17 protein-coding genes are annotated in these 14974 nt (G+C 67.0%); 6 read left to right on the top strand and 11 right to left on the bottom strand.

Going from position 1 to position 14974, the window contains the following annotated elements:
• Positions 1-17: 17 nt before the first annotated feature.
• A complete protein-coding gene (locus SJY11_RS06205) occupies positions 18-785 on the bottom strand; it encodes an SDR family oxidoreductase (RefSeq protein WP_376985690.1) in 768 nt (255 codons plus the stop codon).
• 9 nt (positions 786-794) lie between these two features.
• Positions 795-1994 carry a mandelate racemase/muconate lactonizing enzyme family protein gene (locus tag SJY11_RS06200; RefSeq protein WP_376985688.1) on the bottom strand — a complete coding sequence of 400 codons (1200 nt, stop codon included), beginning with the start codon at positions 1992-1994 and terminating at the stop codon, positions 795-797.
• Positions 1995-2196: 202 nt separating this feature from the next.
• On the opposite strand from SJY11_RS06200, the gene SJY11_RS06195 reads away from it, so the two are divergent.
• The 6 genes from SJY11_RS06195 to SJY11_RS06170 all read left to right on the top strand — a co-directional run bounded on the left by SJY11_RS06195 (position 2197) and on the right by SJY11_RS06170 (position 7077).
• A complete protein-coding gene (locus tag SJY11_RS06195) occupies positions 2197-2955 on the top strand; it encodes a GntR family transcriptional regulator (RefSeq protein WP_376985686.1) in 759 nt (252 codons plus the stop codon).
• A gap of 33 nt (positions 2956-2988) precedes the next feature.
• Positions 2989-3969 carry a 2-hydroxyacid dehydrogenase gene (locus SJY11_RS06190; protein ID WP_376985685.1) on the top strand — a complete coding sequence of 327 codons (981 nt, stop codon included), beginning with the start codon at positions 2989-2991 and terminating at the stop codon, positions 3967-3969.
• A 131-nt stretch (positions 3970-4100) separates the two neighbouring features.
• A complete protein-coding gene (locus tag SJY11_RS06185; protein ID WP_376985683.1) occupies positions 4101-4904 on the top strand; it encodes a transporter substrate-binding domain-containing protein in 804 nt (267 codons plus the stop codon).
• Between the two features lie 118 nt (positions 4905-5022).
• The gene (locus SJY11_RS06180) at positions 5023-5712 is read left to right on the top strand and encodes an amino acid ABC transporter permease (RefSeq protein ID WP_326911521.1); all 690 of its coding nucleotides are present in this window, start codon (positions 5023-5025) and stop codon (positions 5710-5712) included.
• A complete protein-coding gene (locus SJY11_RS06175; RefSeq protein WP_376985682.1) occupies positions 5712-6365 on the top strand; it encodes an amino acid ABC transporter permease in 654 nt (217 codons plus the stop codon). The genes SJY11_RS06180 and SJY11_RS06175 overlap by 1 nt, the downstream gene beginning before the upstream one ends.
• Positions 6346-7077, top strand: a complete 732-nt coding sequence (locus SJY11_RS06170; protein ID WP_376985680.1) for an amino acid ABC transporter ATP-binding protein — start codon at positions 6346-6348, stop codon at positions 7075-7077. Before SJY11_RS06175 ends, SJY11_RS06170 begins: the two co-directional genes overlap by 20 nt.
• Before the next feature lie 30 nt (positions 7078-7107).
• Here SJY11_RS06170 and SJY11_RS06165 read toward each other — a convergent pair whose 3' ends face one another.
• From SJY11_RS06165 to dctP, 9 genes are all read right to left on the bottom strand, one after another.
• The gene (locus SJY11_RS06165) at positions 7108-8070 is read right to left on the bottom strand and encodes a dihydrodipicolinate synthase family protein (RefSeq protein ID WP_376985678.1); all 963 of its coding nucleotides are present in this window, start codon (positions 8068-8070) and stop codon (positions 7108-7110) included.
• A gap of 25 nt (positions 8071-8095) precedes the next feature.
• The gene (locus tag SJY11_RS06160; RefSeq protein WP_376985677.1) at positions 8096-8866 is read right to left on the bottom strand and encodes an SDR family NAD(P)-dependent oxidoreductase; all 771 of its coding nucleotides are present in this window, start codon (positions 8864-8866) and stop codon (positions 8096-8098) included.
• A gap of 3 nt (positions 8867-8869) precedes the next feature.
• Complete coding sequence (locus tag SJY11_RS06155) at positions 8870-9655, bottom strand: SDR family oxidoreductase (RefSeq protein WP_376985675.1); 786 nt, start codon at positions 9653-9655, stop codon at positions 8870-8872.
• Positions 9656-9704: 49 nt separating this feature from the next.
• Positions 9705-10511 carry an aspartate dehydrogenase gene (locus SJY11_RS06150; RefSeq protein WP_376985674.1) on the bottom strand — a complete coding sequence of 269 codons (807 nt, stop codon included), beginning with the start codon at positions 10509-10511 and terminating at the stop codon, positions 9705-9707.
• Positions 10511-11335 carry an alpha/beta fold hydrolase gene (locus SJY11_RS06145; protein ID WP_376985672.1) on the bottom strand — a complete coding sequence of 275 codons (825 nt, stop codon included), beginning with the start codon at positions 11333-11335 and terminating at the stop codon, positions 10511-10513. The genes SJY11_RS06150 and SJY11_RS06145 overlap by 1 nt, the downstream gene beginning before the upstream one ends.
• Positions 11332-11646 (bottom strand): NIPSNAP family protein, encoded by a 315-nt coding sequence (locus tag SJY11_RS06140; RefSeq protein WP_067996685.1) that lies wholly within the window; start codon positions 11644-11646, stop codon positions 11332-11334. Before SJY11_RS06140 ends, SJY11_RS06145 begins: the two co-directional genes overlap by 4 nt.
• A gap of 92 nt (positions 11647-11738) precedes the next feature.
• The gene (locus tag SJY11_RS06135; protein ID WP_376985670.1) at positions 11739-13052 is read right to left on the bottom strand and encodes a TRAP transporter large permease; all 1314 of its coding nucleotides are present in this window, start codon (positions 13050-13052) and stop codon (positions 11739-11741) included.
• Positions 13049-13561, bottom strand: coding sequence for a TRAP transporter small permease subunit (locus SJY11_RS06130; RefSeq protein ID WP_376985668.1), 513 nt, complete (start codon positions 13559-13561; stop codon positions 13049-13051). Before SJY11_RS06130 ends, SJY11_RS06135 begins: the two co-directional genes overlap by 4 nt.
• A 63-nt stretch (positions 13562-13624) precedes the next feature.
• A complete protein-coding gene (gene dctP, locus SJY11_RS06125; protein ID WP_376985666.1) occupies positions 13625-14683 on the bottom strand; it encodes a TRAP transporter substrate-binding protein DctP in 1059 nt (352 codons plus the stop codon).
• Positions 14684-14974 lie beyond the last annotated feature (291 nt).

The raw sequence follows: 14974 nt of genomic DNA, 5'->3' as shown, positions 1-14974 counted from the left end.
CAGCGCGCCGTCCGCGCTCAGAGCACTGACGACATCCCGCCATCGACATAGATGATCTGGCCGTTGACATAGTCCGAGGCGGAGGACGCCAGGAACACCGCCGTGCCGATCAGCTCGTCCGGCCGGCCCCAGCGGCGGGCTGGCGTGCGGCCCTTGACCCAGGCATCGAAGCTCGGATTGTCGATCAGCGCCTGGTTCATGTCGGTGATCATGTAGCCCGGGCCGATCGCATTGGCCTGGATGCCGGCTTCGGCCCATTCCGCCGCCATGGCCCGCGTCAGCATCTTGATGCCGCCCTTGGCGACCGTATAGGGCGCCACCGTCGCCCGCGCGAGTTCGCTGGTCAGCGAGCCGATATTGATGACCTTGCCAGCCCCACGCGCGATCATGCGCTTGGCCGCCTCGCGGCCGATCATGAAGGCCGAGGTCAAATTGGTGTCGATCACGCGCTGCCAGTCTGCGGTGGCGAGCTCGACCATCGGCTTGCGGAACTGGATGCCGGCATTGTTGACGAGGATGTCGACCGCGATGCCGGCCGCATCGAACGTCTCGAAGGCCCTGACGATCGCGGCCTCGTCGGTGACGTTGAACGGCGCCGGCTCGGCCTTGTGTCCCGCCGCATGGAATTGCGACACGGTCTCGGCCACCCGCAGCGGGTCCGTTCCGTTGATCAGGATGCGCGCGCCGGCGACCGCCAGCCCTTCCGCCATGGCGCGGCCGAGCCCGCGTGATGAGCCGGTGACGAGGGCGGTCTTGCCCGAGAGGTCGAAGAGGGGATTGGTCATGTCACATCCTCACAGGCTGGAGCGGCGAACGGTCAGGTCCGTGCGTTCGAACACGGCCGGCAGCAACTCGACGCCGAGACCCGGCCCTTCCATCGGCAGGACATAGCCGTTCTCGATCGTCGGCATCGTCGTGACCAGCTCCTTGTACCAGCCGGTGTAGAAGGCGCGCACCGATTCCTGGATCAGCGTGTTGGGCTGGCTGAAGGAGGCGTGGATCGCGGCGATGAAGCCGACCGGTCCGATGCAGTCATGCGGCGCGAAGGGGCGGTGATAGGTGTCCGCCATCGCCGCGATCTTGCGGCCTTCCGTCAGGCCGCCGGTCCAGCACAGGTCCGCCATGACGATGTGCATCGCGTCGCGGTTGAGCATGTCCTTGTAGGGAAAGCGCGAGCCCAGCGTCTCGCTGGCGCAGACGGATACCGTCGTCGAACGGGCGAACTCCGCAAGCGCCTGCGGCGAGTTCATCCGGATCGGGTCCTCGTACCAGCTCGGCTCGTACTGCTCGAGCACCCTAGCGATCTTGATCGCGGTCGGCAGGTTCCAGAGCGAGTGCAGCTCGACCATGATCTCTATTCTGTCGCCGACCGCCTTGCGGATTTTCTCGAACGGCTCGCAGGCCTTGCGCATCTGCTCGGGGGTGATGAACAGCCCGTTGTTCTCGATCGCGGCCGGGTCGAAGGGCCAGATCTTCATCGCCGTGATGCCGCTCTCCAGAAGGCTCTCGGCCACCGCATCGGCGCGGTTCATGAAGCCGTCGAGATCCTCATAGGGGCCGCTGGTATCACCGAGGTTCCAGGTCGAGACCGGCTTGATGTTGTGCGAGCGGACATATTTGTAGCCGGCGCAGGTGTTGTAGATTCGCTGCTTGTCGCGGCACAGCCCGCCGAGCATCTGGTGGACCGGCTGGCCGCAGACCTTGCCGAAGACATCCCAGAGCGCGATGTCGACCGCGGAGGTCGCACGCGACTCCACCCCGGTCGAGGCCTGCGCCATCGGCAGGTTCGTCATCTCCCGGTGCAGCGCCTCGATATGGAGCGGGTTCTTGCCGAGCAGCCGCATGGCGAGCGTGTCGTGCAGGTGGGATTCGACCGCGCCGGCACCATAGAAGGTCTCACCCAGCCCGATGATGCCGGCATCCGTATGGACGCGCACCCACAGCACATTGGCGAACTCCTCCGTCCGCAGCGTCTCGATGGCGGTGATCTTCACAGTGGTCTCCCAGGCGGCGCGCGCTCTTCGACGGCTGCTGGCCGCTGAACGCTGTGGTTGATGGCCTCTGCCAGGGACGGCGCGACAGGCTCCGGACCAGGCAGATTGGCGGCAGCATAGGAGTGCTTGTAAAATATCACAATATGTTTAGACTGTATGATCAATGGAGCCGCCAAATGAGCTTCGCCCAGGGAGAAACACGGTGTCGCAGCGCGCTGACAGGCCGAGACTGGTGACGGCGGAGGACGGCCTCCCGCCGCGCCGCAACCGCGTCAATCTGTTCGAACTGGCCTATCAGCGCCTCGAGGAGATGCTGGTCCGCTGCGAACTGCCGCCCGGCCGCTTTCTCGCGATGCAGGACCTCCAGGACGTGACCGGCTTTGGCCGCACGCCGGTACACCATGCCGTCAACCGCTTGGCCGCCGACACGCTGATTGTGATCCGACCGCGCCACGGCCTGCAGATCGCGCCGATCGACCTCGCGCGCGAGCGAGTGCTGCTACATCTGCGCCGCGACATCGAGCGCTTCGTCATCAGGCTTGCCGCGGAGCGGGCCGGCCCTTCCCACCGCAACCAGATGCTGCATATGGAGCGCCTGCTGCGCGAACGCCGCGACGGGCTGACGCTATCGGAGTTCAACACGCTCGACCGTCGCATCGACCAGATGGTGCTGTCGGCGGCGGGCGAGCCCTTCCTCGAGCACACGCTGCGCCCGCTGCACACGCTCTTCCGGCGCATCGGCTTCATCTACCACACCCACATGACCGAGCAGCCGGGCCTCGCGGGCACGATCGACCACCATCTCGCGGTGCTCAACGCGATCGCGACGCGCCATGTCGAGCGCGCGGTCGCGGCCTCCGATGCCCTGATCGCCTTTGTCGACGGCATGTTCGACGAGATGGAGACACGGCTCGATCCCTCGCTGCTCGACTGCAGCGTCGAACCCCTGCTCGCCACCTGACGGATTCAACCGCTCGAACCGGACCAGCCGACCATGCGCATCATCTTCCACGGCGAGAACGCCGCCTCCTTCAGCCGGGGCTTCGAGGAACTCGTCGGCCCCGACGCGCAGATCCGCATCCTGCCCGATGCGCTGGAAAGCCCTTCGGATCGCGAGGCCTATGCCGCGGCGCAGGCGATCATCGGCGTGAAGTTCGACAGCAGCGTCCCCATGCCCCGGGATCTGCGACTCTTCCACGTGCCCGGCGCAGGCTACGACGCCGTCGATGTCGGATTGCTGCCGGCGCAGACGCATCTCTGCAACTGCTTCGGCCATGAGCAGGCGATCTCGGAATATGTGATGAGCGCGCTGCTCTCCCGCGCCATCCCGCTCGCCGATGCCGACGCCAGGCTGCGCCGCGGCGACTGGGCCTACTGGGCCGGGTCGCCCGACCGCGTCCATGGCGAGATCGCGGGCCAGACCATCGGCCTGCTCGGCTTCGGCCATGTCGGAAAGGCGATCGCGCGGCGCGCCAAGGCCTTCGAGATGAAGGTCCATGTCGCCAACCGCAGCCCGGTCGCGACATCCGACCTCGTCGACCGCGCCTTCGGCCTGGACGAACTGGAAGCCTTCTGCGGCTCGGTCGATGCGCTCGTCGTCTCCGTGCCGCTGACGGCCGACACCACCGGCCTCGTCGGCAGGGCGGCTCTGGCGGCGATGAAGCCTGGCGCCGTGATCCTCAATGTCGGCCGCGGACCGACCATCGACGAGGCGGCGCTGTTCGAGGCCCTGCGTGACAACCGCATCGGCGGCGCGGTCATCGACACCTGGTATCGCTACCCGAATGCGGGGGAGCCTAATATTTTGCCATCAAAACTGCCTTTCCATGAGCTTTCAAACGTTTTAATGACGCCGCACATGTCGGGCTGGACCAGCGGCACCATCAGCCGCCGGCAGCGAACCATGGCGGACAACATCACGCGGTGCCTCTCCGGGGCTGCGCTCAGCAACGTGGTGCGGGAAGGGCGCGCCTGAAGCAGCGAAGGGAAAGCGGGCCGTCCGGCCAGCCCTCCATCGAGGCTTCAGCGCCCAGACCGCCGAGCAAACCGGCCACACGAAGCCGGAGCAACAACATCGATCCCAAAGCCCAACGAGGAAACGGCACCATGAATCTGATGAAGCATCTCAAGATTGCCGGCACGCTGCTGGCGTTCGGCGCCGGCCTGATGGCTGCCGGCCAGGCCTCGGCCCAGTCGATGGCCGACATCACCAAGCGCGGCAAGGTGCGCATCGGCGTGCTGATCGGCGCCCCGCCCTATGGCTCGGTCGACTCCACCGGCAACGCCATCGGCTATGACGCCGATGTGGCGGCCCTCGTCGCCAAGTACATCGGCCTGCCGATGGAGGTGGTTCAGTTGACGCCGCCCGCCCGCATCCCGGCGCTCGAGGCCAACAAGGTCGACTTCCTGGTCGCGACGCTCGCCCCGACGCCGGAGCGCGCCAAGGCGGTGATGTTCACCATCCCCTACAGCGCCTTCCAGATGGGCATCTATGCCAAGAAGGGCACGCCCATCAAAACCTGGGCTGACCTGAAGGGCCGCAAGGTCGGCGTCAATCGCGGCTCCAGCGTCGAGCGCGAATTCGTCAACCGCGAGAAGGAACTGAACCTCACCATCCTGCGCTTCGAGGACGACTCGACCACGATGCAGGCGCTGTTCTCCGGCCAGGTCGACGCCATCGCGGGTCCCGACGCCCAGGCCAACGCGGCCATCAAGGCCCGCGGCGAGACCGAGACGGAAGCGAAGTTCTTCTTCGGCATGCAGCCGAACTCGATGACCGTCCGCAAGGACGCCTACGAGCTGAAGCAGTGGCTCAACAACGTGATCTACTACATCAAGCAGAACGGCGAGCTGAACGCGGTCTCCGAGAAGTGGGTCGGCGGCCCGCTGCCGACGCTGCCCACCTTCTGATCCCTGCACCGGGCCGGCGCGGATTTGTCCGTGCCGGCCTTTTCATGACCCGCGGGGCGCGCCGTCGACCGGCGCGCCCCGTGACCGGCGCAGCCCCTGAGCGGGGGAGGAGACCTCCTTGCAGTTCGACCCTGTCCTTGCCGAATCCGACCTGATCATCAGCGGCATCTGGCTGACGATCTGGCTCTCGGCCGCCGCGATCGTGCTCGGCTGCACGCTCGCGGTCCTGCTGGTGGCGCTGCGCACGCTGGCGGGTCGCTGGGCCGGCATCGTCGTCGACGCCTATGTCGAGCTGATGCGCAACACGCCCTTTTTGATCCAGCTCTTCATGATCTTCTTCGGCCTGCCGCTGCTCGGCATCCGCATGTCCGGCGTCGAGGCGGCCCTGCTGACGATGACGCTGAATCTCGGCGCCTATTCAACCGAGATCATCCGGGCCGGCATCGATTCGATCCACAAATCCCAGCTCGAGGCCGGGCTCTCGCTGGCCCTTTCGCGCCGCCAGGTCTTCCAGTACGTCATGCTGCAGCCGGCCTTCGCACGGGTCTGGCCGGCGCTGTCGAGCCAGTTCGTGCTGATGATGCTGGCCTCCAGCATCTGCTCCTTCATCTCGGTCCAGGAGCTCTCGGGCGCCGCCGCCCTCGTTGAGCAGCGCACCTTCCGCAGCTTTGAGACCTACATCATCGTCACCGGCGTCTATCTGGTCATGGCGCTGACGCTGAAGGTGTTCCTGCTCTGGCTCGGGCGCAGGCTCTTCCCGCAGGTTTCGGGCCTCGCCCGGCTCGCTGCTAAGGCGGAGGCGGCCTGATGCAGACCTTCGGTTGGCCAGAGGCCATGTTCATCTTCCGGGCGGCGGGGTGGACCCTGCTGCTCACCGTGATCGCTTTCGCCATCGGCGGCGTCATCGGCGGAGCGCTGGCGATCATGCGCCTGTCGCGGATCGCGCCGATCCGCCACTTCGCCTCCGCCTACATTCTGGTGATCCAGTCCATTCCCGTGCTCATGGTGCTGTTCATGAGCTATTACGGGCTCTCGATCATCGGCATCGAGCTGCCGCCCTTCCTGGCGGCCTCCGCTTCGCTCGCCGTCTACGTCTCGGCCTATCTCGCCGAAATCTGGCGCGGCTCGATCCAGTCCGTGCCGTTCCAGCAATGGGAGGCCTCGGCCTCGCTCGCCCATTCGCCGGCACAGACCTATCGCTATGTCATCCTGCCGCAGGCGGTGCGCATCTCGCTGCCGCCGACGGTCGGGTTCCTCGTTCAATTGGTCAAGAACACCTCGATCGTCTCGGTCGTCGGCTTCGTCGAACTCTCTCGCGCGGGACAGCTCGTCAACAACGCGACCTTCCAGGCCTTCCAGGTCTTCTCGCTGGTGGCGGTGATCTATTTCGCGATCTGTTTCCCGCTGTCCCGGCTCAGCCGCCATCTCGAAAAGGTGATGAATGCCAGCCGTTCTCATTGACGACGTCTACAAGCGCTTCGGCGACCTCGAGGTCCTGAAGGGCGTCTCGCTCTACGTCGAGAGCGGCCAGGTCGTCGCGCTCATCGGCCGCTCGGGCTCGGGCAAGAGCACGCTGCTGCGCTGCATCAACGGCCTCGAGGCGATCAATGTCGGCCGCATCGAGGTCGCCGGCCACGTCGTCGATCAGGACCAGAAGCATCTGCGCGAGCTGCGCAAGGATGTCGGCATCGTCTTCCAGAGCTATAATCTGTTCCCGCATCTGACGGTCGGGCAGAACATCATGCTCTCGCCGCGCATCACGCAGAATGTGCCGCAGGACAAGGCGGCCGAACGCGCCCGCGAGGTGCTCGCCCAAGTCGGCCTCTCCGAGAAATTCGACAGCTACCCCGACAACCTCTCCGGCGGCCAGCAGCAGCGCGTGGCGATTGCCCGCTCGCTGGCGATGCAGCCCAAGGTGATGCTGTTCGACGAGGTCACCTCGGCGCTCGACCCCGAACTGACCGGCGAGGTGCTGCTCGTCATGGAGAAGCTGGCGAAGGACGGCATGACGATGCTGCTCGTCACCCACGAGATGGCCTTCGCCCGCAATGTCGCGAGCACGACCGTCTTCATGCACCAGGGCAAGATCTGGGAGAGCGGCCCCTCGCAGGAGCTCTTCGCCAACCCGCAGACGCCTGAACTGCGCAACTTCGTCAGCGCCGGCGCCCGGTAGCGAGACTGCGCCCCGGCGGGGTGGGGCGCCTCAAGCGGCCAGCGGCAGGGCGCCCTCGCGGCCGATCCCGGCCTGATCGAGCGCCTGCTTGATCCGCGCGATCTCGGCGTCGGGCAGCTTCATCAGCGGCGGCCGCACCACAGCCCTGTCGAGGCGCCCGAGCAGCACGAGCGCCTCCTTCATGCGGTTGTGCATGTCGAGGAAGGGCGGCGCGTAGAAGGCCTGCGACAGCGGTACGATGCGGTCGTTGACCGCCTGCGCCGCCTTGAGATCGCCCGCCTGAACCGCCCGCCACAACGCCACCTGCAGATCGGCGATGACGCTGCCCGAGCCCGAGAGCAGGCCGTTGCAGCCCAGCGTCAGCGACGCCATCAGCCAGGAGGAATGCGTGGTGAGCACGTTCACCGGGCGGGCGAGGGCCTGGAAGGTCCGGATGTGCTTCTCGTGCAGCATCGGATCGTTCGACCAGTCCTTGATCGCCGCGATCGTCGGCACCGCCTCGAACAGGGCGAGCAGCGTCTCGAACGGATAGCCGAGCCCGCCGCCCATCGGATACTGGAAGGCGATGATCGGCAGATCCGTGGCGTCGGCGATGCGCCGGTAATGCGCGATCGCCATCTCCGGCCGCAATTGCCCGCCCATCATCATGCTGTTGGGCGGGAAGACCAGCAGCGCCGAAGCACCCTCGCGCTCGGCCATCGCCGCCAGCCGCGCGGCTTCCATCGAACCATCGGCATAGATGCCGTTGATCAGCGGCACCCGGTCGCCGACCTCGGCCAGCGACGCCGCCAGGATCTGCTGCTGCTCGTCGAAGGAGCAGGCATGGACCTCCGAGGCATGGCCGTTGACGGTAACGGCGCTGACCCCATCGATCAGCGCGCAATCGCGCAGATGGCGGCGCGTCTGGCGCTCGTCGATGCTCATGTCGTCATGGAGCGCGAGCAGCGTCGCCGGGATCACGCCGGCGGGCCGGAAGTCCTTGAAGCGAGGCATGGCCGTCTCCTGTTGTCGCGGGGGCTCAGTCGTTCCAGATGCCGCCGGTCACGCTGATGGTTTCGCCGGTGATGTAGTCTGCCTCGTCGGAGGCCAGGAACGCCACCGTCTTGGCGATGTCTGAAGGCAGGCCGGCGCGGCGCAGCGGAATCGTCTTGGCCCGGTCCTTCGCCGTCGGCAGCCCCTCAGCCGCGCGCTGGATCTCGGATTCGTCGCGCATCTTGGTCTCGACGATCAGCCCCGGCGCGATCGCGTTGACGCGAATGCCGTATTCGCCGATCTCGAGCGCCAGCGACTGCGTCAGCGAGACCACCGCGAATTTCGAGGCGCAATAGGCGCCATAGGCCGCCACGCCCGACTTGCCCATCCAGGAGGCGATGTTGACGATCGTGCCGCGGCGGCGCTCGACCATGCCGGGCGCGATCTGGCGGGTGACGTGGAACAGCCCGTCGACATTGATTCCGAAGGTCGCCTTCCATTCCGCTTCGCTGGTTTCGAGCAGCTTGCCGACCTTGCAGATGCCGGCATTGTTGACGAGGATGTCGATGGGACCAAGCGCCGCCTTCAGCGCGCCGATGCCGGCCGCGACATCCTCCCGCGACGAGACGTCCCCCGCCGCGACGACCACCCGGCCGCCCTCGGCGGAGAGCGCCTCGGCCGTGGCCTGCGCCGCCGCGCGGTCGAGGTCGAAGATGCCGACCGCGCAACCCTCCGCCACGAGCCGCGCCGCGATCGCCCGGCCGATGCCGTGCGCTCCCCCGGTGACGATCGCCTTGCGGCCGTTCAATCCATACATCTGTCAGTCCTGTGCCTTGGGTTTGCGGTCGCCGCGGGCGGTCCAGCCGCCATCGACGACCATGACGGTGCCCGTGCAGAAGGAGGCGTCGTCGCTGGCGAGCCAGAGCATCGCCTGGGCGATCTCGACCGGCTGGCCGAGGCGCTCCATCGCCTGGCGTTCCTCGAGGCAGCGGCGCAGTTCCGCGCCGTCCGGCCCGCTCAGAATCCGGGTGAAATAGGGCGATTCGATCGTGCCGGGCGCCACCGCATTGATGCGGATCTTCTGGTCGACATGGTCCACCGCCATGGCCCGCGTCAGCGCCGCCACAGCGCCCTTCGAGGCGACGTAAGCCGCCCGGTCATGGATGCCGACATTGGCCACCGCCGAGGCCGTGTTGACGATCGCGCCACCGCCCTGTCGCGCCATCACCGGGATCGCATGCTTGCAGCCGAGGAAGACACCGTTGACGTTGACCGCCATCAGCGCGTTCCAGTCCGCCTCCGAGGTCGACACCACGGTTCCGGCGATCCCGTAGCCGGCATTGTTGACGAGAATGTCGAGCCGGCCGTGATCGGCGACCGCCTTCGCGATCATCCCCGCCACCTCGGCATCCCGGCTCACATCGACCTGATGCGCCGAAGCCCGGCCGCCCTGGCCTGCGATCTCAGAGGCGACCCGCTGCGCGGCCGCGGCATCCCGATCCGCGACGATGACGGTTGCCCCCTCGCGGGCGAAGAGCACACAGGCCGCATGGCCGATGCCGGAACCGCCGCCGGTGATGATCGCGATCTTGCCTGTGAGCTTCATGGCCTTGGCCTCCCTTGGACGGCCCCGCGACGATCCCGGCGCTGCGCGCTCACATCATCACCACGGGGGAAAAATGCTGATCGACGGCCGCCAGAATGGCCTGTGCGACGATCCACGACGATTTCGGATTGGTCGGCGAGGGCCGGTTGGCGATCTCGAGCGACATCGTCCCGAATTCGCTGCTCGCCCTGACGACATGCGTATTCCCGGTCGCGGCAGGATCGCAGACGACATCGACGCCCGTCGCCTCGAACCCCGGACCGGCAAGGGCGAGCGCCGCCGCGACGTTGAGGTTCTGGGGGTAGAGCGCCGCCGCCTCGCGGGCCGTGCCCGAGAACAATGTCACCGGCGCGGCAAGCGCAGCCGGATCATGGCCCAGCGCGCGGAGCTCAGCGGCCCAGGCAGCCGGCGGCTTGCGCGATTCATAGCGCAGGTCGAGCTGCTTGGCGTGGCGCACGGCCCGGACATAGTCGAGCCCGCCGAGCGCGCCCGAGGCGAGCAGCAGCCGCCCGGCACCCCGGCGTGCGGTCGCGACGAGATCGGCGTAGAGGGCTTCGTCATGCAGCGCGCCGATCGACGAGATCAGCACCGGCAGGCCCAGCGCCAGACAGCCCGGAACGCTCTCGCGCACCGCGCCATGGCCGGCAGCCTCGATCACCAGATCCGGCGCGAAGGCCGCGACCGCGTCGGACCCGTCCAGGATCGGCATGCCCTCCGGAACGCGACCGGCCGACGACGAACCCGGCCGCAGCAGAACCGCGAGCGCATAGCCCGGTTCCGGCGCCGCCCTCAGCACCGCAGCGACGTCGCCGGCGATCGCGCCATAGCCGATCAGGAGGACGCGGCGCGCGCTCATCAAAGCTCTCCGATCCACTCCACGACCTTGGCGGTGAAGGCGTCGGGCCGCGAGACGGGGAAGAAGTGCCCGCCGGAATCGAGCAGGATCTTGCGCGCGCCGGGCAGCGCCGCAGCCAGATCCTCCTGCAGGAAGGCGGGCACGATCATGTCGTCCCGCGCGCCCAGCACCAGCACCGGCATGGTCAGCGCGGCGATGTCGGCCGAACCGTCGAAGGAGAGCAGCGCGTCGATGCGCTCGCGTACGATCTGGCGGGCTTCCGCCGAGACGGGCGCCGCCGCGATGGCCGCCTCGTAGATGCTCCAGTTCGCCTCCAGCCAGGCCGGCGGATAGGAAATCAGCACGGCGGTCGCCGCATAGGCCTGCGGATTCTCGGCGAGAATGGCCCGCCGTGCCCCGAACAGCGCGCCCATGTAATGGCTCGGCTTCAGCCAGGTGGCGCTAAGGATCAACCCGTCGAGCCGCTCCGGCGCGATCCGCGCGAGCGCCTGGCCGATGCAGCCGCCCGTCGAATGGCCGAGCAGCACGGCCCGTTCGACGCCAGCGGCGTCGAGCACGCTCAGGCAGTCGAGCGCGAGCTGGTCGATCGTGCAAGGCGCATGGCCGCGGCTGCTGGCGCCGATGCCGCGCTGGTCGAAGCGGATGACCCGGCAGGAGCGGGCGAGCGTCGCCGTGCTGCTCTTCCAGAAGCCGGCCGTGCCGCCGAGTCCGCTGACGAGCAGCAGCGCCGGCCCCTCGCCCTCGGCGAAGGCCTGCAGGATGGCGCCGTCGGGCGTCGTGACGGTGAAGGAGCCGGACGGGCCGGTTGCAGGAGTGGCGCTCATTGCAGCGGCGAATAGGCGACGGGCGTCAGAATGCGCGAATTCTGGATGTCGATCAGCCCGTCGACGCGCTTGAGATAGTCCTGCCAGCGCGGGTCGGCCAGCATCGTCTTGCGCTTGGCGGCGCGCTCGTCGAGGCTGTTGTAGCTCCACAGCGCCACGACATGGTTGAGCTCGCCGATCTCCGTGGTGAAATAGGCGATGAAGGTGCCCAGATGCTCCTTCTGCAGCGGCAGCCCGTATTCGCCATAGAGCTTCACGAACTCGGCCAGCTTGCCGGCCTTGATGCGGTAGTCGCGCTCTTCATAGATCATCGTTCGTCTCGCTCTGACTTCATTCCGGGGACCTCGGCGCCCCCTCCTCCAACAGCTCGCAACCGCGGTCGGCGGCGCTCACCGCGCCGCCGCTAGCCATACATGACCTTCGGCAGCCAGGTCGCCAGCGCCGGGAAGAACAGCAGCAGGGCGAGCACGACGAGCTGGCAGAGGATGAAGGGGATCACGCCCCAATACATGTCCTGCAGCCGGATGCTCGGCGGCGAGATCGCCCTCAGATAGAAGATCGAGGGCGACATCGGCGGCGTCAGATAGCTGGTCTGCAGCACCACCAGCATCACCACGGCAAACCACAGCGGGTCGATACCGAAACCCTTGATCAGCGGAATCGCGATCGGAACGATGATCAGGATCAGCGAGATCGAATCGACGATGAAGCCGAGGATGAAGGTGATGACCAGGATCACCGCCATGATCGACCAGGGCGAAAGCCCGAAGGCGTCGAGCACGCCCTTGGTCGCGGTCATGCCGCCAGAGGCGAAGAAGACGCCGGCGAACATGCCGCCCGCGAGCACGATCGCGAGGATCATCGCGGTCAGGGACACTGTCTGCTTCGCCGCCTGGAACAGCAGCGACCAGGTCAGCCGGCGATAGATCATCGCCAGAAGCAGAACGCCGAAGGAGCCGCAGGCGGCCGCTTCCGTCGGCGTCGCCAGCCCCGTGAACAACGTGCCGAGCACGGTGAAGATCAGGAAGGCCGGCGGCACCAGCGCGCTCAGCGTGAACCGGATTTTCTCAGCCAGACTGCGCGGATCGGGCTCCGGGTCCGGCGGCGCGAGCGAGGGCTTCACCGCGCAGGCGATGAGGATGTAGAGGATGAACAGTCCCGACATCATGAGGCCGGGGAAGAGGATGCCGGCGAGAAGATCGCCGATCGGCAGGGTCGCGATCGGGGCCAGCACGATCACCGGCACCGAGGGCGGGATGATCGTGCCGAGCGAGCCACCGGCGCAGATCGTGCCCGAGATCAGCTTGTTGTCGTAGTGGCGCTTCATCATCGCGGGAATCGCGAGCATGCCGACCAGCGTCTCGGTCGCGCCGACGACGCCGCTGGCGGCGGCGAAGATCGTGCACATCAGCAGTGCCGCGATGGCCAGCCCGCCGGGCAGCCGCCGCGTCCACATATAGAGCGCGTCGAAGAGGCGCTCGGCGATGCCCGCCCGCTCCAGGATCGAGCCCATGAAGATGAAGAGCGGGATCGCACCCAGCACATAGTTCGTCGCGATGTCGTCGATGCGCTGGGCGAACTGATGCACGAGCGTGCCGCCGAAGCGCATCAGGCCGAAGCCGAGCGCCGCGATCATCATCGAGAAGGCGACGGGGAAGCCGAGGAAGATCAGGCCCAGCAGGGCCGGGAACATCCACAGGACGGTCTGGGACGTCATCGGGCCGGGCTCTCCGTGGCGCGGCCGAAGACGACCAGCAGGTTTTCGATGGCCTTGGCGAAGCACTGCAGGCCGAAGAGCGCGAAGCCGATCACATAGATCACCCGATAGGGCCAGATCGGCGGGTTCCAGGCCGAAAGCCCCGTGCCCTCGCCGGTGCGGTAGACGCTGGCGACATTGCCGATCAGCGCGTTGGTCAGCCAGGCCAGCATGCCGGCCATGATCAGGTAGCCGACGGCGTCGATCCCCGCCACGGCGCGGCGCGGCAGCACCTGGTGCAGGAAGTCGACGTTCACATGCTGGTCCATCAGCACGGCATAGGACAGGCCGAGCAGGAAGATCGTGCCCATCATCATGTAGCTGAGCTCGAAGGCCCATTGCGTCGGCGCGTTGAAGGCGTAGCGGCTGACCACCTCGAACACCATCGCCAGCACGAGCGGGAGAACGACGAGCGCCCCCACGCGCCCCGACCAGAGCGAGAGGATGTTGATGAAACGAACGATGGGCATGGACGACCTCGCGCCGGGAGGCCCGCGGCGGCGACCATCAAGGCCGCCGCCGCGGGCGAAGGATCAGCGCGAGCCGACGGCGAAGCGGAATTCGCTGAGCGGCTTGACGCTGGCCATGAAGGCCTTCTGGCTGTCATAGGCCTTCTTGAACCAGGCGTTCGAGGCCGCCTGCTTGTCGGCCCACTCGCTCGAGGCCTTGACCACGGCGGCGGTCAGCTTCGGATCGACCTGGATCACCTCGATGTTGCTCGCCTTGATCTGCTTGTAGGCGTCGAGATCGCTCTTGGCGTAGCCGAGATAGGTGTCGAGCACGGTCAGGCGGCCGGCGAGTTCGAGCAGCTGCTTGTCCTTGTCGCCGATCTTGGCCCAGGTCGCATTGTTGAAGATGCAGTCATGCGCGCCCGACGGCGCATGCAGGCCGGGCATGATGATGTACTTGGCGACCTTGTGGAAACCCTCCGACAGGTTGCTGCCCGGGCCACCCCACTCGATGGCGTCCACCACCTTGCGCTCGAGCGCGCTGAAGACCTCGGAGCCCGGCAGCACGACCGTCGAGGCGCCCAGCATCGGCGCGATCTCGGCCCAGGAGGAGGAGGTCCGCAGCTTCAGGCCCTTCATGTCCTCGACGGTGCGGATCGGCTTGTGGGAGTGCATGAAGAACTCGGTCTCCAGCACGCCGCAGGGGAAGGCGACGACGTCGAACTTCTCCTTGCGCCACTGCTTCCAGAGATCGGCGCCCCCGCCATTGTAGAGCCACATCATCATCTCTTCCGGGTTCGGCCCCGCCGACCAGCCGGAAAAGATGGCGCCCGTGCGATCGACCGCCCAGTCGTAGCCCGGCCAGCTATGGCCCATATCGGCGACGCCCTTCTGGACGGTCTCCGTGACCTTCAGCGCCGGCCCGAGCGCGCCGGCGGGGAAGACGTTGATCTTGATCCGGCCCTCGGTCATGCGCTCGACGTTCTCGGCGTATTTCTTGGCGCCGATCTCGAGCCAGTGGCCGCCCGCCCAGGGCGTCGCCATGTTGAGCTCGAGCTTGTTTTGCGCCAGTGCGCCCTGCGCACCGAGCACGATGCCCGCCACGGTGGCGAGCGCGGCGGCGACGGTCTTGAATCCGGTCATGGTTTTCGGCCTTTCCCTCTGTTGCGATGTTTTTCGATCCACAGGCTGCTCGGCCTGCCGCGCCGACCGGCCTTGATGACCTTTGCCGGCACGAGGACGCTGTCTTCGTTACAGGCAGGCGCACTCATGCGCCCGACCTCATCTTCGGCCGCCTCCTCAGCCGGCCCGACGTCACGCCCTGGCCGAACCGGCCAGATGGCGAAGCAACTCATATATTGCCGTGCACAAACATGCTCCGGCTCCGAGGCCAGCCGACGCAAGGATCGCGCCAACCAACCTGCGACACCCCGT

This window comes from Allobosea sp. R86505, from assembly GCF_042466375.1.
Classification (GTDB): Bacteria; Pseudomonadota; Alphaproteobacteria; order Rhizobiales; family Beijerinckiaceae; genus Allobosea.
The sequence above is the reverse complement of the archived record's forward strand: the minus strand, read 5'-3'. Positions and strand labels throughout refer to the sequence as shown.

Excerpts from the sequence above, each read along its gene's own strand:
- SJY11_RS06205 (WP_376985690.1), bottom strand. The coding sequence starts at position 785 with ATGACCAATCCCCTCTTCGACCTCTCGGGCAAGACCGCCCTCGTCACC.
- SJY11_RS06190 (WP_376985685.1), top strand. The coding sequence starts at position 2,989 with ATGCGCATCATCTTCCACGGCGAGAACGCCGCCTCCTTCAGCCGGGGC.
- SJY11_RS06185 (WP_376985683.1), top strand. The coding sequence starts at position 4,101 with ATGAATCTGATGAAGCATCTCAAGATTGCCGGCACGCTGCTGGCGTTC.
- SJY11_RS06175 (WP_376985682.1), top strand. The coding sequence starts at position 5,712 with ATGCAGACCTTCGGTTGGCCAGAGGCCATGTTCATCTTCCGGGCGGCG.
- SJY11_RS06170 (WP_376985680.1), top strand. The coding sequence starts at position 6,346 with ATGCCAGCCGTTCTCATTGACGACGTCTACAAGCGCTTCGGCGACCTC.
- SJY11_RS06165 (WP_376985678.1), bottom strand. The coding sequence starts at position 8,070 with ATGCCTCGCTTCAAGGACTTCCGGCCCGCCGGCGTGATCCCGGCGACG.
- SJY11_RS06160 (WP_376985677.1), bottom strand. The coding sequence starts at position 8,866 with ATGTATGGATTGAACGGCCGCAAGGCGATCGTCACCGGGGGAGCGCAC.
- SJY11_RS06155 (WP_376985675.1), bottom strand. The coding sequence starts at position 9,655 with ATGAAGCTCACAGGCAAGATCGCGATCATCACCGGCGGCGGTTCCGGC.
- SJY11_RS06150 (WP_376985674.1), bottom strand. The coding sequence starts at position 10,511 with ATGAGCGCGCGCCGCGTCCTCCTGATCGGCTATGGCGCGATCGCCGGC.
- SJY11_RS06145 (WP_376985672.1), bottom strand. The coding sequence starts at position 11,335 with ATGAGCGCCACTCCTGCAACCGGCCCGTCCGGCTCCTTCACCGTCACG.
- SJY11_RS06140 (WP_067996685.1), bottom strand. The coding sequence starts at position 11,646 with ATGATCTATGAAGAGCGCGACTACCGCATCAAGGCCGGCAAGCTGGCC.
- SJY11_RS06135 (WP_376985670.1), bottom strand. The coding sequence starts at position 13,052 with ATGACGTCCCAGACCGTCCTGTGGATGTTCCCGGCCCTGCTGGGCCTG.
- SJY11_RS06130 (WP_376985668.1), bottom strand. The coding sequence starts at position 13,561 with ATGCCCATCGTTCGTTTCATCAACATCCTCTCGCTCTGGTCGGGGCGC.
- dctP (WP_376985666.1), bottom strand. The coding sequence starts at position 14,683 with ATGACCGGATTCAAGACCGTCGCCGCCGCGCTCGCCACCGTGGCGGGC.